Source organism: Paraburkholderia pallida (genome assembly GCF_004524855.1).
Lineage (GTDB): Bacteria > Pseudomonadota > Gammaproteobacteria > Burkholderiales > Burkholderiaceae > Paraburkholderia > Paraburkholderia oxyphila.
In genome coordinates this window covers 886,186-913,063 of sequence record NZ_CP038151.1, presented here as the reverse complement: position 1 = coordinate 913,063, position 26,878 = coordinate 886,186, and the positions used below count along the sequence as shown (strand labels likewise).

The 26,878-nt window shown below is 63.7% G+C and carries 21 protein-coding genes and 2 pseudogenes; 14 read left to right on the top strand and 9 right to left on the bottom strand.

The features are described from left to right. Positions 1–66: 66 nt before the first annotated feature. Positions 67–1,407 (bottom strand): MFS transporter, encoded by a 1,341-nt coding sequence (locus E1956_RS38895; RefSeq protein ID WP_134758641.1) that lies wholly within the window; start codon positions 1,405–1,407, stop codon positions 67–69. A 282-nt stretch (positions 1,408–1,689) separates the two neighbouring features. Between E1956_RS38895 and E1956_RS38890 the strand changes: the two genes are divergently transcribed. After that, positions 1,690–2,748, top strand: coding sequence for a lactonase family protein (locus tag E1956_RS38890; protein WP_134758640.1), 1,059 nt, complete (start codon positions 1,690–1,692; stop codon positions 2,746–2,748). A 63-nt stretch (positions 2,749–2,811) separates the two neighbouring features. Here the strand turns inward: E1956_RS38890 and E1956_RS38885 are convergent, their stop codons facing one another. Next, entirely contained in the window at positions 2,812–3,996 is a 1,185-nt protein-coding gene (locus E1956_RS38885) for a serine hydrolase (protein WP_418789367.1), read from the bottom strand. 459 nt (positions 3,997–4,455) lie between these two features. On the opposite strand from E1956_RS38885, the gene denD reads away from it, so the two are divergent. Continuing rightward, positions 4,456–5,496, top strand: a complete 1,041-nt coding sequence (gene denD / locus E1956_RS38880; protein WP_134758639.1) for a D-erythronate dehydrogenase — start codon at positions 4,456–4,458, stop codon at positions 5,494–5,496. A 58-nt stretch (positions 5,497–5,554) separates the two neighbouring features. On the opposite strand, the gene E1956_RS38875 is transcribed toward denD, so the two are convergent. The 3 genes from E1956_RS38875 to E1956_RS38865 all read right to left on the bottom strand — a co-directional run bounded on the left by E1956_RS38875 (position 5,555) and on the right by E1956_RS38865 (position 8,290). Continuing rightward, complete coding sequence (locus tag E1956_RS38875) at positions 5,555–6,430, bottom strand: LytR/AlgR family response regulator transcription factor (RefSeq protein WP_134758638.1); 876 nt, start codon at positions 6,428–6,430, stop codon at positions 5,555–5,557. Positions 6,431–6,511: 81 nt separating this feature from the next. Beyond that, entirely contained in the window at positions 6,512–7,618 is a 1,107-nt protein-coding gene (locus tag E1956_RS38870; RefSeq protein ID WP_134758637.1) for a sensor histidine kinase, read from the bottom strand. Positions 7,619–7,774: 156 nt separating this feature from the next. After that, positions 7,775–8,290, bottom strand: coding sequence for a DUF6622 family protein (locus E1956_RS38865; protein WP_134758636.1), 516 nt, complete (start codon positions 8,288–8,290; stop codon positions 7,775–7,777). Between the two features lie 312 nt (positions 8,291–8,602). On the opposite strand from E1956_RS38865, the gene E1956_RS38860 reads away from it, so the two are divergent. The 6 genes from E1956_RS38860 to E1956_RS38835 all read left to right on the top strand — a co-directional run bounded on the left by E1956_RS38860 (position 8,603) and on the right by E1956_RS38835 (position 17,163). Next, entirely contained in the window at positions 8,603–9,607 is a 1,005-nt protein-coding gene (locus E1956_RS38860; protein WP_134758635.1) for an AraC family transcriptional regulator, read from the top strand. A gap of 371 nt (positions 9,608–9,978) precedes the next feature. Next, on the top strand, positions 9,979–11,769 hold the full coding sequence (locus tag E1956_RS38855) for an acyl-CoA dehydrogenase (RefSeq protein ID WP_134758634.1): 1,791 nt from the start codon (positions 9,979–9,981) through the stop codon (positions 11,767–11,769). A gap of 36 nt (positions 11,770–11,805) precedes the next feature. Further along, entirely contained in the window at positions 11,806–13,479 is a 1,674-nt protein-coding gene (locus E1956_RS38850; RefSeq protein ID WP_134758633.1) for an electron transfer flavoprotein-ubiquinone oxidoreductase, read from the top strand. Positions 13,480–13,524: 45 nt separating this feature from the next. Further along, positions 13,525–14,712, top strand: a complete 1,188-nt coding sequence (gene bktB / locus E1956_RS38845) for a beta-ketothiolase BktB (protein ID WP_134758632.1) — start codon at positions 13,525–13,527, stop codon at positions 14,710–14,712. An 89-nt stretch (positions 14,713–14,801) separates the two neighbouring features. Further along, the gene (locus E1956_RS38840; protein WP_134758631.1) at positions 14,802–16,451 is read left to right on the top strand and encodes a fatty acid--CoA ligase; all 1,650 of its coding nucleotides are present in this window, start codon (positions 14,802–14,804) and stop codon (positions 16,449–16,451) included. 217 nt (positions 16,452–16,668) lie between these two features. Next, positions 16,669–17,163, top strand: a complete 495-nt coding sequence (locus E1956_RS38835) for a 2-thiouracil desulfurase family protein (RefSeq protein ID WP_134758630.1) — start codon at positions 16,669–16,671, stop codon at positions 17,161–17,163. A 398-nt stretch (positions 17,164–17,561) separates the two neighbouring features. On the opposite strand, the gene E1956_RS46445 is transcribed toward E1956_RS38835, so the two are convergent. Further along, a complete protein-coding gene (locus E1956_RS46445) occupies positions 17,562–17,795 on the bottom strand; it encodes a type VI secretion IcmF C-terminal domain-containing protein (RefSeq protein WP_167760264.1) in 234 nt (77 codons plus the stop codon). Between the two features lie 95 nt (positions 17,796–17,890). Next, a pseudogene (locus E1956_RS38825) lies at positions 17,891–18,631 on the bottom strand (AAA family ATPase); the annotation flags it as partial. Here E1956_RS38825 and tssF point away from each other — a divergent pair. The 4 genes and pseudogenes from tssF to E1956_RS38805 form a co-directional block, all read left to right on the top strand. Further along, positions 18,624–19,667 (top strand): annotated as a pseudogene (gene tssF, locus E1956_RS38820) (type VI secretion system baseplate subunit TssF); the annotation flags it as partial. The pseudogenes E1956_RS38825 and tssF sit on opposite strands and share 8 nt — an antisense overlap. A gap of 11 nt (positions 19,668–19,678) precedes the next feature. Further along, positions 19,679–20,770: a type VI secretion system baseplate subunit TssG gene (tssG, locus tag E1956_RS38815; RefSeq protein ID WP_197733023.1), complete on the top strand. Its 1,092-nt coding sequence runs from the start codon at positions 19,679–19,681 to the stop codon at positions 20,768–20,770. Between the two features lie 28 nt (positions 20,771–20,798). Then, on the top strand, positions 20,799–21,407 hold the full coding sequence (gene tssJ / locus E1956_RS38810) for a type VI secretion system lipoprotein TssJ (protein WP_134758627.1): 609 nt from the start codon (positions 20,799–20,801) through the stop codon (positions 21,405–21,407). Between the two features lie 71 nt (positions 21,408–21,478). After that, complete coding sequence (locus E1956_RS38805) at positions 21,479–22,237, top strand: alpha/beta fold hydrolase (protein ID WP_134758626.1); 759 nt, start codon at positions 21,479–21,481, stop codon at positions 22,235–22,237. A gap of 54 nt (positions 22,238–22,291) precedes the next feature. Here the strand turns inward: E1956_RS38805 and E1956_RS38800 are convergent, their stop codons facing one another. After that, on the bottom strand, positions 22,292–22,819 hold the full coding sequence (locus tag E1956_RS38800; RefSeq protein WP_134758625.1) for a GNAT family N-acetyltransferase: 528 nt from the start codon (positions 22,817–22,819) through the stop codon (positions 22,292–22,294). 463 nt (positions 22,820–23,282) lie between these two features. On the opposite strand from E1956_RS38800, the gene E1956_RS38795 reads away from it, so the two are divergent. Next, a complete protein-coding gene (locus E1956_RS38795) occupies positions 23,283–23,528 on the top strand; it encodes a hypothetical protein (RefSeq protein WP_134758624.1) in 246 nt (81 codons plus the stop codon). A 200-nt stretch (positions 23,529–23,728) separates the two neighbouring features. Beyond that, the gene (locus tag E1956_RS38790) at positions 23,729–24,136 is read left to right on the top strand and encodes an Lcl C-terminal domain-containing protein (RefSeq protein ID WP_167760263.1); all 408 of its coding nucleotides are present in this window, start codon (positions 23,729–23,731) and stop codon (positions 24,134–24,136) included. A 175-nt stretch (positions 24,137–24,311) separates the two neighbouring features. Here the strand turns inward: E1956_RS38790 and E1956_RS38785 are convergent, their stop codons facing one another. Then, entirely contained in the window at positions 24,312–26,657 is a 2,346-nt protein-coding gene (locus E1956_RS38785) for a S53 family peptidase (RefSeq protein ID WP_134758622.1), read from the bottom strand. Positions 26,658–26,878: the final 221 nt, after the last annotated feature.

Below are 26,878 nucleotides of genomic sequence, written 5' to 3'. Positions count from 1 at the left end.
TCGCGCAAGGAGCCCGGCAACGCGCGCTCGTGCAGCGGCGCTGCACCGGCGTCACGGATGCGCCGCTCAAACCAGCTCGACCCGCTTGATCTCCTTGACGATCACGAGATAGCTGAGCACGGTCACCACCGCATTGACGCCCACGAACGCAAGCGCGCCGTCGAACGAGCCCGTCTTCGCTACGAGGTAGCCGATCACGATAGGCGTGACGATGCCCGCCGCGTTGCCGAACATGTTGAAGATCGAGCCTGAGAGGCCGATGGCTTCTTTCGGCGCGGTGTCGGCGACCACGGCCCAGCCGAGCGCGCCCACGCCCTTGCCGAAGAATGCGAGCGACATCAGCGCCACTACGATCCAGTCGCTGTGCACGTAGTTGCAGCCGACGATGCAGGCCGAAAGCGCCATGCCGGCCACGATCGGCACCTTGCGCGCCATGGTCAGCGAAAGGCCGCCGCGAATCAGCGCGTCGGAGATCACGCCGCCCAGCACGCCGCCGAGAAAGCCGCAGACCGCGGGCAGCGAGGCCACCATGCCCGCTTGCAGGATCGTCATGCCGCGCGCCTGCACGAGGTAGATCGGGAACCACGTGAGAAAGAAATAGGTGAGCACGTTGATGCAGAACTGCGCGAGATACACGCCCATCAGCATGCGGTTCGTGAGCAACTGGCGCACGCGCTGCCAGCCGTCGCCGGCCGAGCGTTCGCGTGCTTTTGGCTGATGGCCGTACACGAGGCCGCCGCCTTGCTCGATGTATTCCAGCTCCTGACGGTTCACATGCGGATGGGTTGCCGGATGCTTCATGACTCTGAGCCAAACCAGCGCGAGCACGAGGCCGCCGACGCCCATCATCAGATATACGTGATGCCAGCCGTATGCGTGCGTGACCCAGGCCATCAGCGGCGTGAAGACCACGGCCGCGAAGTATTGCGCCGAATTGAAGATGGCCGACGCGGTGCCGCGCTCGTGAGTCGGGAACCAGCTCGCGACCACTTTCGCGTTGGCCGGAAAGGCGGGCGATTCCGCGACGCCCATCGCGAAGCGCAGCACGAACAGGGCGGCAATGGCGGCGGCCGCGCCGCCCAGCACGCCGATCGCGCTTTGCAGCAGCGTGAAGAGCGACCAGAAGAAGATGCTGGCCGCGTAGACGCGGCGCGCGCCGAAGCGATCGAGGATCCAGCCCGCGGGCACCTGGGAGAGCACATAGGCCCAGCTGAACGCCGAGAAGATATAGCCCATGCGGATGGCGTCGAGGCCGAACTCCGTGCGCATCGCGGAGCCGGTGACCGAGAGCGTGGCGCGGTCCGCGTAGTTGAGCGTCGTGATGATGAAGATCAGCGCGAGGATGAGGTAACGGACCTTCGTACGCGTGGCGACATCGGCCGGGGTTGCGGTACGGCTCAACGGCATGGGGATGGACCTTGGTGGGTGGGCGAAAGTGAGCGAATGGGTGTCTGAGGGCTTGTGTTGTAAGACGTGTTGTCAGCTTGTCAGGGGTCATCCTACAATGTCGCTCAGCGACGAATCAACCGAATTGCACGTGTTATTGCGTAGATTCCGGGTAAACGTGTAACTGCTACGCTCCATTGATTATGTTGTTGTTTGACAAATTATCGGGCGGCTTTGCTGTGTGGCCGGTCGCGGAGGTACCGTCCGGCGGGCGGTCTAGGCAAGTACGGCGAAAAGGACAACATGGGTAACAACGATGAGCAGCGAATGGCGGGCGCGACGTACGTGTACGTGTCGAATTCGGAGAGCGAGGACATCTCGGTGTTCCGCATGGACCGCATCGACCCGATGGACGAAGCGGCATGCGCACTCGCCGCGGTCCAGACGGTGCCGGCAGGCGGGGCGATCATGCCGATGGCGCTGTCCCCCGATCGGCGCCGGCTCTACGCGGCGTTGCGCTCGCAACCGTATTGCGTGGTGAGCTTCGCGATCGATCCGCTCAATGGCCGCCTCACCGAGCTCGGGCGGGCGCCGCTTGCCGGGAGCATGGCGTATATCGCCACCGATGCAGCAGGGCGCTATCTGCTGGGTGCCTCGTATGGCGGCAATTTGCTCGCGGTGAACCGCATCGGCGACGACGGCGTGGCCGGCGGCGTGCAGCAGATCGTCGGCACGGGGCCGAACGCGCATGCAATCCGCGCGTCGGCCGACAATCGCTTCGTGTTCGCGGCGCTGCTCGGTGCGGATCAGCTAGTGCGGCTCGATTTCGATGCGTCGACAGGGCAGCTCGCCGAAGTACCGGTACCTGCGTGGACCTTGCCCGCCGGATCGGGCCCGCGTCATTTCGTGTTCTCCGCGGATGAGCGCTTCGTCTACGTGCTCGACGAACTCGATGGCAAGCTGCAGGCGCTTGCGTTCGACCGCGCGCGCGGTGCCGTGCAACTCATCCAGTCCGTGTCGATCCTGCCGCCCGATTTTCATGGCGACAAGCCCTGGGGCGCCGATCTGCATCTCACGCCGGATGGGCGCTTCCTTTACGCGTCCGAGCGCACGTCCAGCACGCTCGCGGCGTTTCGCGTGGAGGCGGACACAGGCAAGCTCGAGCGCATCGGCACGTATGGCACGCAAAAGCAGCCGCGCGGCTTCAATATCGACCCGTCCGGGCGCTATCTGTTCGCGGTGGGGCAGTTGTCGCCGGTGATGAGCGTCTACCGTATCGACGGTCAGACCGGTGCGTTGCACGAGACCGGGCAGTACCCAGTCGGCAAGGGGGCAAACTGGGTGGAAGTGGTGCGTGGCTAATTCGTACGCAGAGGATGAATGGCGAGGGCGTGTACCAGGGTCTGTTATTGGCGTGAACAGGCCCTAGCGCAGCGAGCAGTTGAGCCAGTGTGCGATGCGCTCGCCGTCGAGGCGCGAGCCTTCGGCGCTCGCGCTGTCGAGCAGGGTGACGATCACGGGACGCCGCCCGTGCACCATCACCCGCATGACCATGTTGTGTCCGGACTCGTTGATGAAGCCCGTTTTCTGCAGGCTCGCCTGCACGCGGCCGTAACGCACGAGGCGGTTGCTGTTCACATATTGGAGCTCGCCGTGGCCCGCGAACACGAGTTGCTGGTGGTCGGTCGAGTAGCGGCGAATCAGCGGATACCCGTTGGCCGCGCGCACGAGCCGCGCAAGCTCGCGCGCGGTGGAGACGTTCTGCGGCGAGAGGCCCGTTGCGTTGACAAAGTGCGTGTGCGGCATGCCGAGGCGGCGCGCCTTGGCGTTCATCGCCGCTATGAAGGCGGTGCGTCCGCCCGGATAGTCGCGCGAGAGCGCCGCCGCCGCACGATTCTCCGAGGACATCAGCGCGATATGGAGCATGTCGGCGCGCGAGAGGCTCGATCCCACCGAGAGCCGCGAGTGCGTGAACTTGAGCGTGTCGAGGTCGGCGTCGGTCACGGCGATGCGCTGCCCGAGCGGCGTGGCGTGCTGATCGAGCCAGACCACGGCGGTCATGAGCTTCGAGACCGAAGCGATGGGCGCGACGGTGTCGGCGTTGCGCGCGTAGAGCGGCGCGTGCGTCTTTTCATCGACGATATAGACCGAGCGCGAATAGAGTTGCCTGCGCGAGGCCGGCGTGAAGCCGCAGCGCGCGAGCAGGCGCGGGCTAGTTGTGGTTGCGGTGCCTGCCGCGTAGGCGTGAACGGCATTTGTGGTGTTTGCCACGTAGGCGTGAGCGGTGCGTGTGGTGTTCGCCGCGTGCGACGGACGCGACGTATGCGGCGCGGCCCGGGTCTTCATCCGCTTCGCGCGGCGTTTGGGATCGGACAGCTTGCCGGCCGCGACGGCGGGTGCCGTGCGCTGCGCGGGGTGCGGCTTGCGCGTGATTTTCTTTTTCTTTACGGCCACCTGTACGCGTTTTTCGGCGTGCTGGCGCTGCGTCGTGGCGGCGAATGCGGCTGTCGCGGTGAGGCTGGCAAGGAGCAGGACGCAGAGAACGAGCGGGAGTCGAGAAAGGGCAATCACCGGCGGACGCAGTCGAGGCTTATGTACGGATGAGCGGATTCAGGGGAGCTCGCAGGCGAGTTTCGGACTCATTTTCGCGCTGAACATGGAGGTGCGAGCACGCGCTTTGGCGCACGCGACACCTCCATGGTACAGGCACATCGCTGCGCGGCGCAGCTTCTGTTTTGCAGCGGCGCTCGTGAATACCCCTTGCTTTGGCGCGGTTTTCATCGGCCCGTGCGGATGTTTTGGGTGCCAGCGTCAGCGCGAATATGCTCGTAAGGAAGCGTGGATGTGATCGTTTGAAGCGTGTAAGGCGTGGCGCGAGCGCGATCCGGGTTTATCATTGGGTCACTCGCGGTCCACGCTTTAGACTGGAGTTTTTCTAGGCCCCGCTTCGCCGCCCATCCGACGACGACGTACAAAGCGCACGCGCTAGTCGAACGTCTCGCAGCGGCGGTGCGCGTCGCGGGGAATGTCCTTTGTCAGTCCCATGATGCATGAACGGAGCGTTCGAACATGAAAGTGCTGATCACCGGCGGTGCGGGGTTTCTGGGCCAGCGTCTGGCGCGCGAGCTGCTCGCGCGCGGCGCATTGCGCATGGCGCCGCAAGGCGCGGGCGCGGCGCCCGAGCCGATCACCGAGCTCGTGCTGCTCGACATGACACAGGCAACCGGACCGGATGACGCGCGTGTGCGCGTCGAGGTCGGCGACATCACGCAGCGTGAGGTGCTGGAACGTGTGATCGACGCCGAAACGGCCGTGATCTTTCATCTGGCGGCCATCCTCAGCAGCGAGGCCGAGGCCGATTTCGAGCTCGGCATGCGCATCAATGTCGACGCCACGCGCACGCTGCTCGACGTGTGCCGCGCGCGCGGACACAAGCCGCGCGTGGTGTTCACGAGCTCGGTCGCCGTCTATGGCGGCGAGCTGCCCGAAGAGGTCCAGGACGATACCGCACTCAATCCCGAGTCTTCGTATGGCACGCAAAAGGCCATCGCGGAACTGCTGCTGTGCGATTACTCGCGGCGCGGTTTCGTCGATGGGCGCGCGTTGCGCCTGCCCACCGTCAGCGTGCGGCCCGGCAAGCCCAACGGCGCGGCCTCGTCGTTTGCGAGCGCCATCATGCGCGAGCCGCTGAACGGCGAGACCACGGTGTGCCCCGTGAGCGGCGCGACCCCCGTGCTGCTGATCTCGCCGCGCATGGCAATTCAGTGCCTCGTGGCGGGCGGCGAGATCGACGCGGCCGCGCTGGGCGAGCGGCGCATCGTCAATCTGCCGGGGATCTCGACGAGCGTCGACGAGATGGTGGAGACGCTGAGCCAGGTGGGCGGCCCGGCGGCCGTCGCGCGCGTCGCATGGGAGCCGGACGCGACCGTCGAGAGGATCGTGTGCAGCTGGCCGGCAAGCTGGAACACGAAGCGTGCGCGAGCGCTCCACTTCCCGGCCGACGCCTCGTATCACGCCATCGTGCAGGCGTATCTGGAAGACGAGCTGAACGCGCGGAAGGTGCCGCATCTGCGTTTGCCTCACCTGCATCTGCCGCATAAGCGCCACTGATCCGGGCAGCATCTCGGTGTCGCGGATCGATGCGTGCGCATCGATCTGCTTGCCGTGCTCACATCCCCTTGAAGCGCTCCGCATAGAGGCGGCTCACGCTGAGCAACGCCTGATGGCCGCGCAGCTCGAGCGTGAGCTTGCCGGCCTCGTCGCGTGACGCGCTGGCGATGGCGTCCACGCACACGACCGTGCCACGATGGATTTGCCAGAACCGCTGTGGGTCGAGCCGCAGCAGCAGCTCGCGCAGCGACAGGCGGATCAGGTGCTCGCGCTGCGCCGTGACCACGCGCACGTATTTGTCCGCCGCTTCGAAATACAGCACATCGTCGACGGGAACCATCGTGATGGTGTTGCCGGTGCTCGCCTGAATCATCCGCAGGGGTTCGGCGGCGGGCGCTGCATGGGAGCCCGTGATGCCCAGCAGCGTGCGCAATTGCACGACGAGCGGCGCGAGCGCATCGGGAGGTTCGTGCGGATCTTGCGGATCCTGCGGGTCGGCCGTGTGCGTGGCGCGCTGCGTTGCGTCACCCGGGTTCGGCTGCGCGCGCACACTCAGCGCCGCCTGCAGCCGCTTGCAGGTCTGCGCGAGGCGCTCGGACTGCACGGGTTTGAGCACGTAATCGAGTGCGGACCGCTCGAACGCGCGCACGGCGTACTCGTCGTATGCAGTGACGAATACCAGCAGCGGCGGCGCGCCGTTTGCGTCGGGCCAGTCCTCGGCGATGGCCTGAGCGGCATCCAGCCCGCTCATCCCCGGCATCCTGATGTCGAGAAACACGAGGTCAGGGCGCAGGGCCAGGCACTGTTGCACCGCGGACGCGCCATCGCCCACCATCGCGACGATGCTCAATTGCGGCCACAGCCGCAGCAGCTCGGCCTGGAGGCTGGCGGCCAGTAGCGGTTCGTCTTCGGCGATCAGGGCGGTGGCGTGCATGGGCTGTTTCGCAGTGTCGGTGGTGGGGTCATGCATCGGCGTGTATCTCGGCGCTCTTCGGCAAGCACGTTGGGACTTTGATCAACATGCCGGTGCGATCGGCAGGCGTACGGTTGCGAGCGCGCCGCCGCGTCCGTCGGTGGGCGACGTGAGCTCGAATTGCGCGGCGTCGCCGTACAACGCGGCGAGCCGCTCGCGTACTTGCCGTACGCCGAAGTGCGTACCCGGTCCCGGGCCATCGATGGATTCGTCCGCGAGACCCGCGCCCGTATCGCGCACGCTGAGGACGAGCGCGTCGCCTTCGCGCCGGGCGCAGACTTCAATCTGACCACCCGCCACGCTCGGCTCGAGCCCATGCTTGAGCGCATTTTCCACCAGCGGCTGCAGCAACAGCGGCGGCACCGGCAGCGCGGCGAAGGCCTCAGGCAGATCGAGCGTGGCATTGAGCCTCGGGCCCATGCGGACCTGCATCAGTTCGAGATAGTCGCGAATCCGGGCGAATTCGGCTGAAAGCGCGTGCGAGTCCGAGCGCGAGGCATCGAGCGTCGCGCGCAGGAAGGCGTTCAGGTGGTCGAGCATGGCTTGCGCGCGCGGCGGATCGCTGCCGATCAGCACGCGCAGATTGGCGAGCGTGTTGAAGAGCATGTGCGGCTCGAGCTGGGAGACGAGCAGCCTGAGCTGATTCTCGGCCGCGGTGCGCAGCGCGGTCTGCGTGCGCGCTTCCATCGCCGCGAGGCGCCCGCGCGTATAGAAGAACCAGGTGCAGCCGATGGACAGCGCGAAGGTGGGTCCGAAGGCGGGCAGCAGCACATTGGTGTTGCGAAAGAACGCGAACGCGTCGCGATGCACGCCCGTGAGCCGGTCGCCGAGCGCGTGCCCCGCGAAGTAGCCGACGAATACGGAAAACACCAGCCAGGGCGCCATCAGTGGCCAGCCCGGCCAGACGCGCTGGCCGCCTGCCTGCGCATGCTCGCCATCGCCACGCCGCCTCACGAGGGCCGCGAGGCCGTAGCGTCCCCCCTCGATCAGCGCCTGAATGCAGAGCGTGATGCTGAAGGAGTACTTCAGGTTCGACACCAGCGAGTTCTCGGCGAGCGTGCTGAACAGCAGCGTACTGAGCGCGCCGATCGGAATGGCGATCCGCAGTTCGCGCCACAGCCAGGCGAGCGCTTTGGTGTACGGGTGCATGTCGGGTTCCGGAAGCGGTGCGGTTTCGGCGCGAGGCGGTGAGGCGCTATGGCGGGGCGATCGGGCAAGCGCTTGCCGCATGCAGCGGATTGTAGCGCTTGCGCCAATGCGCGATTCCACCACGCGCGCGGCAGAGCGAAGCATTGGCAGCGAGCGTCAGAGCGGGGCGGCGCCACGCATCAATACCTCGCGCGCGACACGCAACATCGCAAAGCTGCGGGCGAGAAAAACACCGCTGAACGCGCCGTAGACGAAGCCCGTCATGCAGGCAAAATGGGCTTCATCGATGAGGGCCGGATGCAACGCGAGCGCGACGCCCACGGCGAATTTCACGCCGAAAAGGCCGAGGTAGAGCGCGAGCGGGAGCCAGCTGCCGGGCACGATGAGGCTGTCGTGGGCCGGCGACCAGCGCACGCCTCGCCACGCGCCGCGCAGTGTCGCCAGGGCGAACAGCGCAGCGGCGCCGAGCGCCCACGCGGCGAGCGCGAGCGGCTGATGTGCGAAGTCCGACGCCACGCCGTAGAACGACAGCGCGGTCACCAGCAGCGGCAGGGACGTGGCACTGCGGATCGAGCGGCGGCGCGGGACCGACTGGCGGACCCCGGCAAAAGTCAGGGCGGCGAGCGCGCCCCAAACCCAATGGGGCGCGTGTTGCAACAGGCTGGCGTACATGGCGGCGACCTCCGTATTGGCTCAGCGAGCGAATCGATGTCGCCTATAGTCGGAGCGCCGGCGCTCGCGTGCGAGCGCATTGCGACGAAAGGCAGGCCGGCGTCGCGAAACGCGTTCAGTGTGACCTGAATGACGAGAGGCGGCGGCGTGCGATTGCTGCGCACTGGGCGCCGGGCAATCCGGGGTGCCATGCTTCGGATCGCAGGCCTTGGCCCCGTTCAGACGTATCATGTCGGTTTTGCGCCGCAGCGCGCCCCGCAGTACAACCGCGAATAACGATTCTGTTTCGGCTATCCGGCCGGTTACCCTGGCATGCAACTCACCGGCTCGACGGTTCCCATCTCTCTCGTACGCGGCTTTCTCGCCGCTGCGCGTGCGCGGCCGGAAGTCGTGGCCCGCTACCTGGAGCAGGCGGGCATTCCCGCGGAGTTGCTCGACGAGCCGGGCGCGCGCGTGACCGAGGAGCAGTTCTCCACGCTCTACCGCTTGCTGGCGATCGAGCTCGACGACGAAATGCCCGGCATCTTCAGTCGCCCGTTACGCAGCGGCACGCTCAAATTCCTTTGCCTGAGCCTGCTGGACGCGCGCAATCTCGAGACGGCGCTGCATCGCTTCGGGCAGTTCTTTCATATCGTGATTGACGACTTGCGGCTCGAATCGCGCCGCAGCGAACTCGTGGCCCAGGTCGAACTGCGCCCGCATGCTGCGTTCGGGCCCATCGGTCCGCTCGGCCAGGAGCTGATGCTCAAGCTCGCGCACGGCGTTTCCTCGTGGTTGATCGGCCAGAAGATTCCGCTGCTTCAAGTCGAGCTGGCCTGCGAGCGGCAGCCGCACGCGCTTGATCACCGCTACTTTTTCTCATGCCCGGTGCGCTTCGGCTGCGATACTGCCTTGTTCCGTTTCAGCGCCGCTTACCTCGACATGCCGATCCGGCAGAGCAAGCGCAATCTGCGCCAGTTTCTCGCGCGCTCGCCCGGCGAGTGGATCTTCGAGTCGTTCAGCGAGCAACGGGTGAGCCATCAGGTGCGCCAGTATCTCGCCAGCACGTTGCCCGACTTGCCGACGATCGAGGCGGCCTCCACGCACCTGCACTGCTCGGTGCGCACGCTGTGCAGGCGGCTCGCGTCCGAAGACACCTCGTTTCAGGTGCTCAAGGACGACTTGCGGCGCGACGTGGCGATCCAGCGCCTCACCGACACGCAAGACACCATCGCCGCCATTGGCGCCGATATCGGCTTCGACGACCCCAGCGCCTTTCATCGCGCTTTCCGTCACTGGACCGGCAGCACGCCCGGCACGTACCGCGGGCGCCCCTGAGCCGGGCGCCCCTGAGCATCGCGCCCCCGATGGCCGAATTTGCGTCTGGTTTCGGGCTCGATCCTGTGTTGGGTGTGCTCGATTCTGTGCTGATTGCCGCCCGGTTGCGCTAGCGCTCACACGCCTGCGGCGCCACCCCCAGCAGCGGGGGGCTATGCCCCAAACGCACCAGGTTCAACCCTGGTAGCCCGCGTTTTCGCCGCCGATGTCAGGCACGGCGTGGCCAGATTTGTCACTAGATGGTCCGGTTTGGACAGTTCCGCGGCGGGGCTTTGCCGCTACGATCAATCGCACATCGCCCCTGCCGCGCCGGCTTCCCGGCCGCCCGGCACCGCGGCCCCCAAGATCCACGCCTGAGAGAAAGGTTCGCCATGAGCTTCACCGCCCCCGTCAAAGACATGCTGTTCGTGCTTAAAGAGCTGGCCGGCATTGATGAAATCGCCACTTTGCCCGGCTTCGAGGATGCCGGCTTCGAGACCGCACAGGCGGTGCTGGACGAAGCCGCGAAGCTGTGCGGGGAAGTGCTCGCGCCGCTGAACGTCGAAGGCGACCGCGCGCCGAGCAGCTGGCGCGACGGCGAAGTCACGGCGACGCCGGGCTTCAAGGCCGCGTTCGAGCAGTTCGCCGAAGGCGGCTGGCAAGGTTTGCAACATCCGGCGGAATTCGGCGGCCAGGGCCTGCCAAAGCTGATCGGCACGCCGTGCAACGAGATGGTCAACGCGGCGAATCTCTCGTTCGCGCTGTGCCCGCTCCTGACCGACGGCGCGATCGAGGCGCTGCTGACCGCGGGCACCGAAGAGCAGAAGACCCGCTACGTGCCGAAGCTCATCTCGGGCGAATGGACCGGCACGATGAACCTGACCGAGCCGCAGGCCGGCTCCGACCTCGCGCTCGTGCGCTCGCGCGCCGAGCCGCAAGCCGATGGTTCGTACCGCGTGTTCGGCACCAAGATCTTCATCACCTGGGGCGAGCACGACATGGCGAAGAACATCGTCCATCTCGTGCTGGCGCGCGTGCCGAACGCGCCCGAAGGCGTGAAGGGCATTTCGCTGTTCATCGTGCCGAAGTTCCTCGTCAACGAGGACGGCTCGCTCGGCGCGCGCAACGACGTGCATTGCGTGTCGATCGAGCACAAGCTCGGCATCAAGGCGAGCCCGACGGCTGTGCTGCAATACGGCGATAACGGCGGTGCGATCGGCTATCTCGTGGGCGAAGAGAACCGCGGCCTCGAGTACATGTTCGTGATGATGAACGCGGCGCGCTTCGGCGTGGGCACGCAGGGCGTGGCGATTGCCGAGCGCGCGTACCAGCAGGCGGCGGCGTTCGCGAAGGAGCGCGTGCAGAGCCGCCCGGTGGATGGCTCGGCCAAGGAGTCGGTGACGATCGTGCAGCACCCCGACGTGCGCCGCATGCTTGCCACCATGCGCTCGATGACCGAGGGCGCACGCGCGCTCGCCTATGTGGCGGCGGGCCACTGCGATCTCGCGCATTGTCATCCGGACGAAAGCGTGCGCGCGCGGCATCAGGCGATCTTCGAGTTCCTCGTGCCCATCGTGAAGGGCTGGAGCACCGAGATGGCCAACGAGGTCACGAGCCTTGGCGTGCAGGTGCACGGCGGCATGGGCTTCATCGAGGAAACGGGCGCCGCGCAGCACTATCGCGACGCACGCATTCTCGCGATCTATGAAGGCACGACGGCGATCCAGGCGAACGACCTGATCGGCCGCAAGACGGTGCGCGACGGCGGCGCGGTCGCGAAGGCGCTGCTCGACGAAGTGGCGAAGACGGTTGAGTCGCTCGCGCAAGTCGACGGTACGGCGGCCGCTTCGATGCGCACGCAGCTTGAGCAGGGCGCACAGGCACTCGCGCGCGCCGTGGACTTCATGATCGAGAACGTCAAGCGCGATCCGAACGGCACGTTCATGGGGAGCGTGCCCTATCTGAAGCTCGCGGGCATCGTGCTGTGCGGCTGGCAGCTTGCGCGTGCGTTGCTCGTCGCGCAGCGCAATCTCGCCGACGATCCGTCGTTCTACGGCGCGAAGATCGCGATGGCGCAGTTCTATGCCGAACATGTCCTCTCGCAGGCCAACGGCCTCGCCACCGCGGCGCTCGGCTCACGCGGCGGGGAAGGCGTGCTTGCGCTCGCCGAAGAGCAGTTCTGATAGCGGCTCGATGCCGTCCGAAACGGAAAACGCAGCATGAATTCGAATGATTTGATCGCGCAATACGGCCCGCGCGAGTCGATGGAATACGACGTGGTGATCGTAGGCGGCGGCCCGGCGGGCCTGTCCGCGGCGATCCGCCTGAAGCAGTTGGCCGCAGAGAAAGGCGTCGAGGTCGGCGTGTGCGTGCTGGAGAAAGGCTCGGAGATCGGAGCGCATATTCTCTCTGGCGCGGTCATGGACCCGCGCGCCATCGGCGAGCTCATTCCCGACTGGAAGGAGCAGGGCGCGCCGCTGAACGTGCCCGTGACCGAAGATCAATTCCTTTTCCTCACGGAAAGCGGTGCGAAGGCCGTGCCCAACTGGGCGCTGCCGGACAACTTCAAGAATCACGGCAACTACGTGATCAGCCTCGCGAACGTCACGCGCTGGCTGGGCCAGCAGGCCGAAGCGCTGGGCGTGGAGATCTTCCCGGGCTTTCCAGCCGCTGAGGTGCTCTACAACGACGACGGCTCGGTCAAGGGCGTGGCCACCGGCAACATGGGCGTGGGCAAGGACGGCGAGCCTACCGAGAACTTCCAGCTTGGTATGGAATTGCACGCCAAGTACACGCTGTTCTGCGAGGGCTGTCGCGGCCACCTGGGCCGGCAACTGAGCGAGCACTTCAAGCTGGGCAAGGACGCCGACCCGCAGGTCTATGGCATCGGCATCAAGGAACTGTGGGAGATCGATCCGGCGAAGCACAAGCCGGGTCTGGTGATCCACACGGCAGGCTGGCCGCTCGAAAAGGACACCTACGGCGGCTCGTTCCTCTATCACACCGAGAATAATCAGGTGATGGTGGGCTTCGTGGTGGGTCTCGCCTACACGAACCCGTATCTCTCGCCATTCGAGGAATTTCAGCGCTACAAGACGCATCCGGCGATCCGCAAGTATCTCGAAGGCGGCAAGCGGGTTTCGTATGGCGCGCGCGCGATGACGGCAGGCGGCCTGATGTCGCTGCCGAAGCTGGCGTTCCCGGGTGGCGCGCTCGTTGGCGACAATGCAGGCTTCCTGAACGCGGCGCGCATCAAGGGCAGCCACGCGGCAATCAAGACCGGCATGCTGGCCGCCGAGGCAGCCTTTGAAGCGGCGCAGGCGGGCCGCCAGAGCGACGAACTCACGGCCTACCCGGAAGCGTTCAAGAACTCGTGGCTGCACGAAGAACTGTATAAGGCGCGCAACTTCAAGCAGTGGATGAGCAAGGGCCTGTACCTGGGCACGCTGATGGTGGGCATCGAGCAGAAGCTGCTGGGCGGCAACGTGCCGTGGACGCTGCATCATCAACATCGCGATCACGAGATGCTGCGTCCGGCCTCGCAATGCAAGCCGATCGAGTATCCGAAGCCCGACGGCAAGCTCACGTTCGACCGCCTCTCTTCCGTGTTTATTTCCAATACGAATCACGAAGAGAACCAGCCCGCGCACTTGACGCTGAAGGACGCAACAGTGCCGGTCGGCATCAACCTCAAGACCTACGCGGGTCCCGAGTCGCGCTTCTGTCCGGCAGGCGTTTACGAATTCGTCAAGGGCGATTCAGACGAAGATCGCTTGCAGATCAACGCGCAAAATTGCGTACACTGCAAGACCTGCGATATCAAGGATCCGACGCAGAACATCGTGTGGGTCACGCCCGAAGGCGGCGGTGGACCCAACTATCCGAACATGTAATGCCCGCAGCGCAATCGCGCGCGAGCCAATGAAGGAGACAGGCAAATGAGCAAAGAAGTCGTGGTGGTAGGTGGTGTGCGGACCGCAATCGGCAAATTCGGCGGCAGCCTGAAAGACGTCGCACCCACTGAGCTGGGCGCAATCGTGCTGCGCGAGGTGCTCGCGCGCAGCGAGGTCAAGCCCGAGGACGTGGGCCACGTCGTGTTCGGCAATGTGATTGCCACCGAGCCGAAGGATCTCTATCTCTCGCGTGTTGCGGCCATCAACGCGGGCATTCCCGATTCGACGCCCGCATTCAACGTCAACCGTCTGTGCGGCTCGGGCCTGCAGGCCGTCGTGTCGGCGGCGCAGACGATTCTGCTCGGCGACGCCGATGTCGCGATCGGCGCGGGTGCGGAGAACATGAGCCGCGCGCCGTATCTCGCCCCCGATATGCGCTTTGGCGCGCGCATGGGCGATTCTCGCTTCGTCGACATGATGCTCGGCGCGCTCAATGATCCGTTCAATACGGTGCACATGGGCGTGACCGCCGAAAACGTCGCGCGTAAGTTCGACATTTCGCGCGAGCGTCAGGATGCGCTCGCGCTCGAATCGCATCACCGCGCGGCACGCGCCATCGCCGAGGGGCGCTTCGCGAGCCAGATCGTGCCTGTCACGCAGAAGGTGAAGGGCCGTGAAGTCGTGTTCGATACCGACGAGCATCTGCGTACCGACGCGACGATCGAAGACTTCTCGAAGCTCAAGCCTGTGTTCGCCAAAGAGAACGGCACGGTGACGGCCGGCAACGCCTCGGGTATCAACGACGCGGCCGCAGCCGTGCTGCTGATGTCGCGCGAGGCGGCAGAGCAACGTGGCCTCAAGCCGATGGCGCGGCTCGTCGCCTACGGGCACGCGGGCGTCGATCCGCTGCACATGGGCATCGGTCCCGTGCCGGCCACGCGCCTTGCCTTGCAGCGCGCGGGCCTGCGCGTCGAAGACCTCGACGTGATCGAGTCGAATGAAGCCTTCGCGGCTCAGGCCTGCGCGGTCACGCAGGAGCTCGGTCTCGATCCGGCCAAGGTGAACCCGAACGGCTCGGGCATTTCTCTCGGCCACCCGATTGGCGCCACCGGCGCGCTCATCACAGTGAAGGCACTGCACGAGCTGCAACGCACGGGCGGCCGCTATGCACTGGTGACGATGTGCATCGGCGGCGGCCAGGGCATTGCAGCGATCTTCGAGAACCTGCGCTAAGGCTCGAAAACGCATCGATAGTGCCGGCGCGCCGTGTAGTCGAACACGGCGCGCCTCGTAATTGAAAACACCGAATGTTAGAGACAGCCATGTACGATCAGGCCTCCGAAACGATGGCATCCGCCTATGCCTACCCCCTCTTGATCAAGCGCCTGCTGCACACGCCGATGACACAGGCGCTCGATCAGGAGATCGTCTACCGGGGCAAGGTGCGCATGACCTACGCCCAGTTGAACGAGCGCATTGCGCGGCTCGCCAACGGCCTGCAACGGCTCGGCGTGGAGCACGGCACCACGGTGGCGGTGATGGACTGGGACAGCCATCGCTATCTGGAATGCTATTTCGCAGTGCCGATGATGGGCGCTGTGCTGCAGACGGTGAACATTCGTCTTTCGCAGGCCGAGATCGCGTATACGATCAATCATGCGGGCGCGCAAGTGCTGCTCGTCAACGCGGATTTTCTGCCCGTGCTGGCCGCGATTCGCGACAAGCTCGAGCACGTGCGCACGGTCGTGCTCATCGACGACGAAGGCAATGCGGCGGCGGCGTCGGACACGACGTTCGCCGACGAATATGAGAACCTGCTCGCGCAGAGCGGCACGCACTTCGATTTCCCCGACTTCGACGAGAACACGCGCGCCACGACGTTCTACACGACGGGTACCACCGGGCTGCCGAAGGGCGTGTATTTTTCGCATCGACAACTGGTGCTGCACACCATCACCGGGATGGCGGCGTTAGCGAGCCCGGAGTCCGGCCAGCGTTTTCATCGCGGCGACGTTTATATGCCGCTCACGCCGATGTTCCATGTACACGCTTGGGGCATGCCGTATATCGCGACGGTGCTGGGCGTGAAGCAGGTGTATCCGGGCCGCTATTTGCCGGACCGCATCGTGGAGCTGATCCGCGACGAAGGCGTGACGTTCTCGCATTGCGTGAGCACGATTCTGCACATGATGCTGAGCTGCCCGCAGGCGAAGAGCGCCGACTTCAGCAAGTGGAAAGTGGTGATCGGCGGCGGGGCGCTGCCGCACGGGCTCGCGCGTGCCGCGCTGGAGCGGGGCATCGACATCTTTACGGGCTACGGCATGTCGGAGACGTGTCCGCTGCTCACGCTTGCGCAATTGAAGCCGACGGCAGAGCCGCTCGACATCGACGAGGAAGTTAGTCTGCGGTGCCGTACCGGCCTGCCGGTGCCGCTCGTCGACCTGCGTATCGTGGACGCCGAAATGCGCGACTTGCCGCACGACGGCAGCGCCACCGGCGAGGTGGTCGTGCGCGCGCCGTGGCTCACTCAGGGCTACCTGCACAATCCTGAGGCCTCCACGCAGTTGTGGGAGGGCGGCTATCTGCACACGCAGGACGTTGCGCGCATCGACACGGATGGCTATCTGCAGATCACGGACCGCATCAAGGACGTGATCAAGTCGGGCGGCGAATGGGTCTCGTCGCTGGAGATCGAGAGCTTGATCTCGCAACATCCCGCCGTAGCCGAAGTGGCTGTTATCGGCATCAAGAGCGAGAAGTGGGGCGAGCGGCCGGCCGCCGTGGTTGTCTTGCGCACGGAGCACGACGCGCCTGTGAGCGCCGAGGATATCCGGCAGCATGTCCTGCGTTTCAGCGAAACCGGACAGATCTCGAAGTACGCGGTGCCGGAGGTCGTCAAGTTCGTCGACGCGATCGAGAAGACCAGCGTGGGCAAGCTGAACAAGAAGTGGCTGCGCGAGAACTTTCAATGAGATGATGGGTTGGTTTCTGGCGCCGTGGAGTGCGGCGCTGGGGCACTGTTCGGCCGGCGTGCGCGCAGGGATGCGCGTACGGCGGATTTCGGGCAGACTTCAGGCATAGAGCGGGCGCACCTCGGGTGCGCTTTTTTCATTGATGTGCGCGGGACGAGAGCAGGCCGTGCCCGCCGGGTGCTTTGAGGGCGCAGCACGCAGCAAGGGAAGATCGCGAATGATTCAGAAGATATTGGTCAGCGCCTGCCTGCTTGGCAGTCCGGTTCGCTATAACGGCTTGGCGAAGACGCTTGCACATCCGATACTCGACGAGTGGCGGCGCGAGGGACGCGTCGTCTCCGTTTGTCCTGAGTTGATCGGGGGATTTGGCGTGCCCCGCCCCGCGGCCGAAATTGCACGCGCGCAATCGGGTGAGGCAGTGCTCGCGGGCGCGGCGCGTGTCGTCGATACGGCAGGTGCCGATGTGACCGCGTTTTTTCTCGCGGGCGCGCAAGCCGCGCTCGAACTTGCACGCGAGCACAATTGCCGATTCGCACTGCTGATCGATGGCAGTCCGTCGTGCGGCAGCCGCTTCATCTATGACGGGAGCTTTTCGGGCCAGCGACGCGCCGGGGCAGGAGTGACGGCTGCGCTGCTGCGCAAGCACGGCATTGAAGTCTTCGCGGATTCGGAAATTGATGCGCTCGGTGCGCGATTGGCACGCGAACCGTGAGGCTTCGCGCCGATTGGGGACGAGGTCCGCGGCTGCTGTTCATACAGAGCCGCGGCTTGCGTTAGTTTCCGTTAGCAACGGTCGTCGTCGTGATGGTGGTGATATCCGCCGCCATCGTCTGGAACCACGATGCAGCCGCTCAATGCGCTTCCGAGGCACACGGCCGCTAGCATCAGTATAAGGATTTTCTTCATACGACACCCCACTCGATGGTCTTGAACTCACCCTATCGAGAAAGCGCGTCATCGATGTGTTGGTGTGTAACGAAACGTGTTGGGGCAATCAGGCCTGTCGCGCTTCGACAGGGCGTAGCGGCGCGGCCGTCGAAACAGTCGGTTTCAGAACTCACAAATTCGTTTCGGGGCGCAAAACCAGTGCGCGAGGCACTCGAGGCCGCATCAAGGACAGCGCGGCTTAGCAGGCGGAACATGGACCATGGGGCTGCGGAACACCAGACTGCTGCTGTTGCCATTGCTGTTGACCAGGGTGACGCGGCTGTCCGTACTGTTGCCCAGGCTGTTCGGCCAGAGCAGGCCTACGCTGTTGCTGGGGCCGTGGTCGTAGTTGATCAACTGGCCTTCGATCTCCAGCACGCCGCAGCGGCGATTCGGTGTCAGGCCCAGCGGCGTCACGTTGAACTTTACGTGGATGCTATCCGTTCTGTTATCGGACCGTGCCGGCGCAACCGTTACCCAATGGATTAACCGGCGGAACGATCCAATCCCGCTCAGGTGGCCAGTGCAACTCCGCCTGCTGCACTGACCGGCTCGCGGTGATCGATGAAGTCGATCGTCAGGTTTCCATGCGCAGTGTTTGAGAGCAGGATCTTCGCGGGCACGGTGCCGGTGGCCAGGCGCGTGAGCAATTCACGGGAAACCGATGGCAGGATGCGCTGGTTCAGGAACGCGTCGACATTGCGTGCCCCGGCTTCGCGCGCGAGGCACAACTCGGCCATCGACCCGATGAGCGCGTCGTCGCAAACCAGCTCGACGTCGTGCTGCCGACGCAGGCGCTCGGCGACCTTCGCCAGCTTCAGGCGCACGATGGCGGCGAGCGCGGTCGCATCGAGCGGACGGTACACCAGCGTCTGGAAGCGCGCAAGGAGAGCGGGCTGGAAGTGCGCGACAAGCTGCGGGTGGATGGCCTCAACGAGTACCGTCTGTGCGATATCCGGGCTGTCGTTCGTAGCCTCGTCAATCTGCGCGCTGCCGAGATTGGACGTCATGAGAATCACGCAGTTGCGAAAGTCGATCTCGCGTCCCTCCCCATCGCGCATTACGCCGCGGTCAAATACCTGATAGAAGATGTCGAGCACGTCGCGGTGCGCCTTCTCCACCTCATCGAGCAGCACAACGCTATAAGGGCGCTGGCGCACCGCTTCGGTGAGAACACCGCCGCGACCGTAGCCGACATAGCCCGGCGGCGATCCCTTGAGCTGTGACACGGTGTGCGATTCCTGATACCAGCTCCTGCTCGAATACTTCACTTTCCCTGAGAAGTTCATGTTTGTCGACCTGCTCGGGCTCGACATCCAGGCGATCCCCGCGTCGGCTACCTCGCTTGACGTCGAGGTCGTGCTCGAGCGTCCGTATCCGGATGACATGCGCTTCACGGCGGAGAACGTGCGTCTGTACTGTACGCCTGTCATCAACCTCTTCACGGTGGGCGCCGACCCGGTCTTCGTCACGCAGCACGAAACCGAATACCGCGTGCGTGCACGCGCCGAACACGGTTCGCTCATCGACATTTATTCGGTGGACGGTGTGGAATATTTCGAACGCGGCAAGCGTCACGAATACGTGCCCTTCGCAGCGTTTCGCCATCGCGGCGGCATGCTGCGCCACGATATGCCGGAGCGGTATTACCACACCCGCATGCGACGCGGCCCGTCTGGCCGCTTCGACACCTGGCTCGTACTCGGCGGCCACGCCTGGGAGCAGACGGATTCGCTGCCCACCGAAACGCTTACGCTTGCGGTGACCGGCACCAACGGCATGCTGCCGCGCAAGGCACTGCGCGAAGCAGGCATCACGCGCATGCGCGGCGGCTTCACCAATATCGGCGCGGTGCGCAACCTCACGGCGCCCACACTCCCTGTCTACCCGCCTACGGGTGACAGGTACCAGTGGCGCGTGCTTTCCCATCTGGCGCCGAGCTACCTTTCATTGCTCGACGCGGAAATCCTGCGCGGCTCGCTCGCCCTCTACGACTGGACCGATGGTGAGCTCAACGCCCGGCGCATCAACGCGATCACCGACGTGCGGCACCGGCCGCTCACCAAGCTTGTCAAGGGCGGTCTGATGCGGGGTGTAGAAATCACCGTGACGCTCGACAGCAACCGCTTCGCGGGAGAGGGAGACCTGGATCTCTTTGGCAGCATGCTCAACCGCTTCCTGGGCTTGTACGCGACGGTGAACCTCTACACGAAGCTCGTGATCGTCGCCATGCCGACCGGGCGGCGTATCGAGTGGTCTGAAACGAAAGGCGAGGGGGCACCGTTTTGAGCGCACCCACGATGCCAGCGGCGGCGCAGCCACTGCTGCTGCCGGCGATCCTTTACGCCGCCACGCGGATGAACTTCATCCGCTTCTGCGAGCTGCTCGAGCTGGCCTCGCCCGACGCGCCACCTCTCGGGACGACGGATTCGCCGGCCGCGGATCCCGTCCGGTTCCGCTCGCGCGCGCAGCTGGGTTTTCCGGGGCGCGAGATCGACCTCGTCCGGTACGACGCCGACGATCCGGCGACACCACCGTCGGTCGTGACGACCTTCCTCGGGTTCTACGGGGTCGACGCGCGCATGCCTGCGTATTTCGCCGATGAGGTGGCGCAGAACCGGGATGGCGCGGAGCCCCTGTCGGCATTTCTTGACCTGTTCCACCACCGCATCATCACGCAGTACTACCGCATCGCGCGTAAATACCGGTACCCGGTGGGCTTTCGGCGCGACGGCACGGACTCGGTGTCGCGCTATCTGCTCAGCTTTGCCGGCTTCGGGTTCAGCACCTTCCGGGTCGCCCCCTGCGTTCCCAGCCTGACTGGAGCGGAGCAGGACCGGGAAACTTCGAGCGTGCGCCAAATGCTCACGAAGGTCGCCGACAAGCGGCGGCTGCTCTCGATGCTCGGGCTCGCCATGCAGCGAACGCGCACGGCAGAAGGGTTGGCCGGTGTGCTGCGGCACGCCGTGCCGGACGCCACAATCGCCGTTGAGGAGTTCCACCCAGTCTGGCGGGCGGTCAATGATTTTGAGCCGGCGGCGCTGGGCGAGCAGCGCCTGCTCGGCCGCGGCTTTTATGACCGTAGCAACACGGTGCGGGTCATCATCACCCCTGCGCTGCGCGAGACAGTCCTCGCGCTGGTACCGGGGCAATCCGCCCATCGGGAAATCATGGCGCTGCTGCGCTTCTATCTGGGATACGAAAGTGAAGCCGACCTGGAAATGCATGTGCGGCCCGAGCTCATGCCGCCGCCCACGCTGGAAACACGCCAGACGAGTCTGGGATTTACGGCACAGCTGGAAGCGCCGGCCAGGTCCGCGAGCGGCGTGCCAGCGCGCGTCACGCGTGTCCAGCTTGGCCGCTGGAACGGGGCGGCGGGGACACACGCATGAAGAACAGCACAAAAAGGGCATCCTCAAAATGAATAAAAAGAAAAAAGCCGCACATCGGGCAGGTTTCGCAATCGCGATACTGGCCACGCAGCTCATTGGCGGTTGTGGCGTTGCGCAGTCGGTCGGCGATGCAACCGTAGCTGCCGCGAAGTGGGCGTTCACGACCCAGGTCAAGACGATGAATGTGGACCTCACCGGCCGGGCGTCGGTCAACTCGGACGCAAGGGGACAATCCCTCTCGACGGTGGTTCGCTTCTACCAGCTCAAAGATGCGACGACATTCGCACAACTAAATTATGGGCAATTGCAGTCAGATGACCTGAACCTTCTCAAGGCGGATCTGCTGGCAACGAAGGATGTTGTGCTCAGGCCCGGCGGGAGCGCCAGTCTCGCCGAGCCAATGAACGCCAACGCAGAGGTCGTGGGGGTGGTGGCGTTCTTTCGCGAGCCGGCGCAGAACAGTGTATGGAAGCTTGCCGTTCCGAAGAAGCAGTGGAAGAAGACCGATCCGGTCAAGATCGAGATCAACGGCAACGATCTGGTGCTGGTGGAGGGCGATGCGCAGCAAGTCAAACGCGATGCCCCAAAACAGGCCGTGCCGGCAAGCCCGGCGTCGGCGCCCGCGCAGAAGTCGTAGTCCAGCGCCGCCCGGACTGTTTCAGTATTGGTGAGCCAAACCTGTTCTCGATCGCTTGACAAGTGAGATACATGAAGAAAAGTACGCCATTGGTGATGATTCACGGCTTGATGGGACCGCTGAGTTTCTTCTCGCCTCATGAGCGCATCAGCTCTGTTGTTGTTCACACTCCGGACCTGATCGGCTACGGTGAGCTAAAGAGTTTGCCGCAGACCGAGATTACTCTCGCGAACCAGGCTGCACACGTGGTGCGCTACGTACGTGAGAAAGTGAAGGAGCCGTGTGTGTTGCTTGGCCATAGTGTCGGCGGTGCAATCGCGATGCTAGCGGCGCAGGCGGCCCCTGAATGCGTTCGGGGGATAATTAACGTCGAAGGAAACTTCACTCTCAACGACGCTTTCTGGTGCCAGAAGATCGCCGGCCTTTCCGAGGATGTATGGCTTGCGGAGCACCAGAAACTTGTTGCTGATCTCAAGGCATGGCTGATGAACGCCGGCATCGAGCCCACAGAAGAACGCGTTAAATGGGCGTGTTGCATTCTATCGAACCAGCCGGCAGAGACACTTCATGCGATGGCACTGGCGGTCGTGGCGGAGACTGGCGATGTCGATTACATTCCGAAGATTCGCTTAGCCATCGAAGGTGGGATTCCGCTGTTCCTGCTAACTGGCGAGCGCTCCGCGCCCGAGTGGGACTTACCTGACTGGGCACGTGCAGCCGCGCGTGACTACGTGGTGCAGAAGGATGTCGGCCACATGATGATGATCGAACATCCCGATGATTTTTGCCGCATCGTCGCAGACATCGTCGCGAGGATCGACCTTATGTAACTTGAAGCGGCGAGGAATGCTATCGTGTTCAGAAAAATACGTCGCAGTGGTTGCTCAGAGATGCTTATAAAAAAATGTCGTCGCGCAGAATTCGCCATCGGGCATCAGCGCATATTTCGGCACCACTCCTACGCGCTGCCAGCCGGCCCGCTCATACAGTCGCTCGGCGTCTCCACCCGTTACGGTATCGAGCACCAGCACGGTTTTGCCTTCCTCACGTGCCACCTCGTCGACGGCAGCCATCAGGCGCTGCGCGATGCCGCAACGCCGAGCGCTACGGCGCACTAGCATCTTGGCGATGTCCGCTCGATGTGGCTGGTTATCCGGCTGCGCCACGATCATCTGCACGGTACCGAGGATTCGACCATCGCGGTCTTCGGCAACGAGCAATACGCACTCGTTGCGCGCAACGCTATCGGTGACGCCGCGCCAAAACGCCACGGCTTTTTCGCGTGGCAGCGGCAGCATGAAGCTCACCGACGCACCGCCTTCCACGCAATCAACAAGCACTTCCGCCAGTGCCTCTATACAGCCAACTGCTTCGTTCGCGCCAATACGGCGCACACTCACGTCCTTGATCATCTGTATCTCCTGTAAAGTGTGAAAGGACTGGTTGTTAGAGCCACGAGATAGTGCGCTGATTTTCTGGTGGGTGTGTGCGCAACGTTACTCCACCTGCCTAGAACGCGAAGCGACTCGATCTGCACTAGTGACTGGGATGACAGGCAGTGTACAGTCAATACGCTGTCTGTTCGTTCACTTGATTTTCCTCAAATCACGCCCGATTAAGCAGGTTCAAAATTAGAAAGCCACCTGCTGCCTTTGCAGGTGGTCCAAGCTTGGCGGTTTGGCGTTAGGCCCCGCTCATCCTCGCGGATGAGCGGCTGTCTCTGCTCGCCCACAGGTTTCTATGGGCGGGCCTTGGCAGGGAGGCGCGAAAGCGCCTGCCGGTTGGTCTAACCCGGTCCGCCAACCCTGTCTTGTGCCCGCTCACCCTCATTCTTCATACTGCGAGCGGGCCGATTCCTGAACCGGAGCGGACGTCGTGCACCAGCGATCTACTTTCCCGAGCGCTTACACCAGGGAAGAACTGGCCAGCGAAATAGCACATCTGCGTGCGCGCATGGACAGCTATCTTCTCTGCCATCAGCTCAATTACCAGTTAGTCGCGCAGATTGAAGCAGCGAGCACACGTGAGGACCGTATCCGGTATCTCGACGAGCTCTATGTTCTCATGCGGCACACCGCCCAATCTTATCCCGAGTTTCTCGAGCAGCCGATGGCTGACTGACGGTCTATCGAGCTAGCCGCATTCAGGCTTTGCTCTTGTCCAATGGACGAAGCTGCGTCTTCCATAATAGGCATCACTTTATTCTCTATCTGGTCATGATCATTTCACGCAGCTTTGCTGGCGCGTTGGTGTGTTTCTCTCTCATGTTCGCAGTATCCTCGCCATGCCATTCTGCGTGTGTCGACAAACGCTTACCGGCGATGGCAATCAAGGATGGCGTCGCGATCGACAAAGCGTCAGGGCTGGTCTGGCGCAGATGCATTGTCGGAACGAATTGGAACAGTCGCAAAAAGCAGTGTGATGGTGAGGTGAAAGGCCTGGCGCAAAAGGAGGCGCTCGCGGAAGCCCGACGCGCTGGCCCCGGATGGCGTGTTCCGAGCATCCAGGAATTGAAATCGATCCGCCTCAATACATGCAAGGGCCCCAAGATCGACACGCGTACTTTTCCCAATATTGGCGCATCGGATCTCGGCGAGGGCATGGACATCTGGTCATCGACAACCGCTATCTCCGCAGACACCTTCTATTACCTCAATTTCTCAGATGGATCCCTCGATTTTCATAGCGATGGATTCAATCTGGGCGTCCTTCTGGTACGAAAGAAGTAGGTCTGATCCGCCTTTACGGCACAACTTCCGGCGGACTCTGCATGGCGCATCCACTGGCAAAGTGGTCTGCGCGGACACCAATCGTCGAAATACCTGAGCCCGTCACGACACCTGCTGCAGAGCATGACAGGGATCCGGCGCCCTTCCGCGGGCGGCGCCGGATCCCTGGCCTACGTCAGTTTGCCCGGATGACGACAGGCAGTTGAGCCTGCGATGTCACGCCGTTGTTGGCCGTGGCCACGATCAACAAAGAGGACGTCCCTGCAACCGGTTTCTGCCACGAAATGGCGAATGTGTTAGGTCCGGATGGCGCAAACGTCATGCCGGCCGGCGACCCGTTGATAAAGACGTTGATATTTCCGCTCGTCGGAGTGGATATCTGTACATTCGATGAAACAGCACTTCCAGCCGTGCCATAGATCGGCGTTGCGGTGATCACCGGACCAGAAGGATTCGCGGAAATCTGGGCAATCACATTCTGCGTCATCGATTGCCCGGTTACCGTATCTTTCGCCGATACGAAGAAGCTGTAGTTGCCCGCAACCGGAGAAGGCCAGGTGAGCAGTCCGGCGGAGCTGATCGACATGCCGGCCGGCGCGCTCTGGAGTGAATACGCGACAGGATCCTTCGAATAGGCCATGACCTGATAGTTCAGGGCGACACCGGGCTTGCTCTGGAGCGTGCCGATGTTGATGACCGGAACAGAAGGTGACGTGGCAAAGACGGACGAACTCTTGCTGTCGGAGAGGCCAGTAACGGTATCAGTCGCCGTGATTTTCGGGAAGTAGGAGCCGGTAACAGGATTCGGCCAGGTAATTTGACCGGTCGATGCATTGATCGTCATGCCGGCCGGCGCGTTCGTCATCGAGAACGTCACAGGGTCCGGGCTGGACGCATAGACCGAGAACGACGCCGGTATGCCCGCTGGAACGGACAGGCCGACATACGAAACGTACGGTGCCTGCTTCGTGCTCTTGCTCAGCACCGAGGTCAGCAGCTGGCTGACATTGGGCGTGCCAAGGCCCGTAGGCTGGTCATAGCCTGTGTGCGCCTTGCAGGTCGCGCAGGTGCCATTGCTGCCAGAGGTGATGTCGGAAAACGAAGCGGAGTACAGTGATGCGTTCGTCGAGATCCCGGTGTAGAGCATCGGATGAGCGAGACCCAGAGCGCCAAACCCGTTTTGGGCGCGCACCGCGTTGGCGATCGCAAGAATACCGGCCCATTGTGGTGTTGAGAGGCTGGTACCGCCGATGCTGTACCAGGAAGGCGTCGAACTGCCTGGCGGGATGATCGCCGTGTACTGGCCCGTGTTCGGATCGGCGTTAAATGCCACGTCCGCGACAGAGCGATGCGCCACGGTACCCAAGCCCGGCACGGCGGAGGTCTGGTAGCTCGGCGTCGCGACGTACTGACTGATGCCGCCACCGGTGCCCGACCAGACGGTTTCCGAACGAGTGCTTCCATTCAGGGACAGCGATGTGCCGCCGACACCTAGAACGTACTGGGACACGGCCGGCCAGTTCACTTCCGCACCGGCGTCGCCGGTCGCGGCTACATAGCTCATGGTCAGGTTGGAGAACATCGAATCCCAGGACGAGGACGTGGCGTATTCCGTACTCGTGAAGCTCATGGAAACGATGCCCGGTCCCATCACGTTGGCGAGATTGATCGCGCCATATATACCGGCCGCGTTGTCCTGCCCCTGAATGAGAATGATGCGTGCGAGCGGTGCCGTCGCATGGGCCCACTGCACATCCAGCGCAATCTCGGTAGCCCACCGTGCATCGTAGGGTGGCACCGTCGACGTCATCCCGCCCGCAGCTGTCGCATTCACAACCGAAATCTCACAGCCGCTCTTGCTTGCCGCCGGCAGAGGCAGGCTTGCGGTCGGCGCGATAACCTTTGTCGTACAGGCTGGCAAGCCGAACTTCTGGTTGAAGGCGGCGAGCTCAGGAATCACGTTGGGTTCACTGTACGCGTCGACGATATAGATGGTCTGGCCCGCACCGTACTGCGCCTGTTGCGCCGCGGTGAGGTTGCTCCACGATGCCGGTAGCGCCGGAAGCTTGTACGCGGCGCGTATCTGCGCAGGTGTGTAGGTGACGACAGCGGCGGCGGCGGCCGCCGCCGCTTGCGCGGACGCGAGATTGGCCGGCTCCGGGATGGCCGGGTCTGTTGGCGTGCCCCTGATCACCCCCACTCCGGCCCGGAGGTACTGGACCGCGGGTGGAAGCTGCGCTGATTCAGCCGGAGAGACGGTGTCCACATCTGACGGTTCACTCAACGGCTGGGCGATCTGCACATAGGCAGGCGTAGCGGCCATGGCCGCCATTACTTCCGGGGACACGGCGTCAACTGTCAGGACCTGCGTGGGCGCTGCAGCCGGCGCGGCCGAATTGTTGACGGCTACCGAAGAGGCATCGTTTCCGCCGCCACAGGCCACAAGTCCTACAGAGACGAGTGCGGCCAGTATTGCTTTACTTTGGAGTTCTAATCTTGGCGTATTCTCAAAAACTCTCATTCTTATTTTCCTGAATCAGGAGGAGGGGCAACTGGAATGATGAGCAGCGGCGGTTTCATCACAGGCCCCGATGCGGGTATGTCCATTTGCCGATGCACCCAGCCACCGGGGCAGGACTGCACAGCCGGATACCATCCCTGTGGATCACTGCACCACAACCCGTACTGCTCGGGTGGTCGGGCCACAGGCGCCTGAGACTGAGAGAAACAACCCTGCACCAG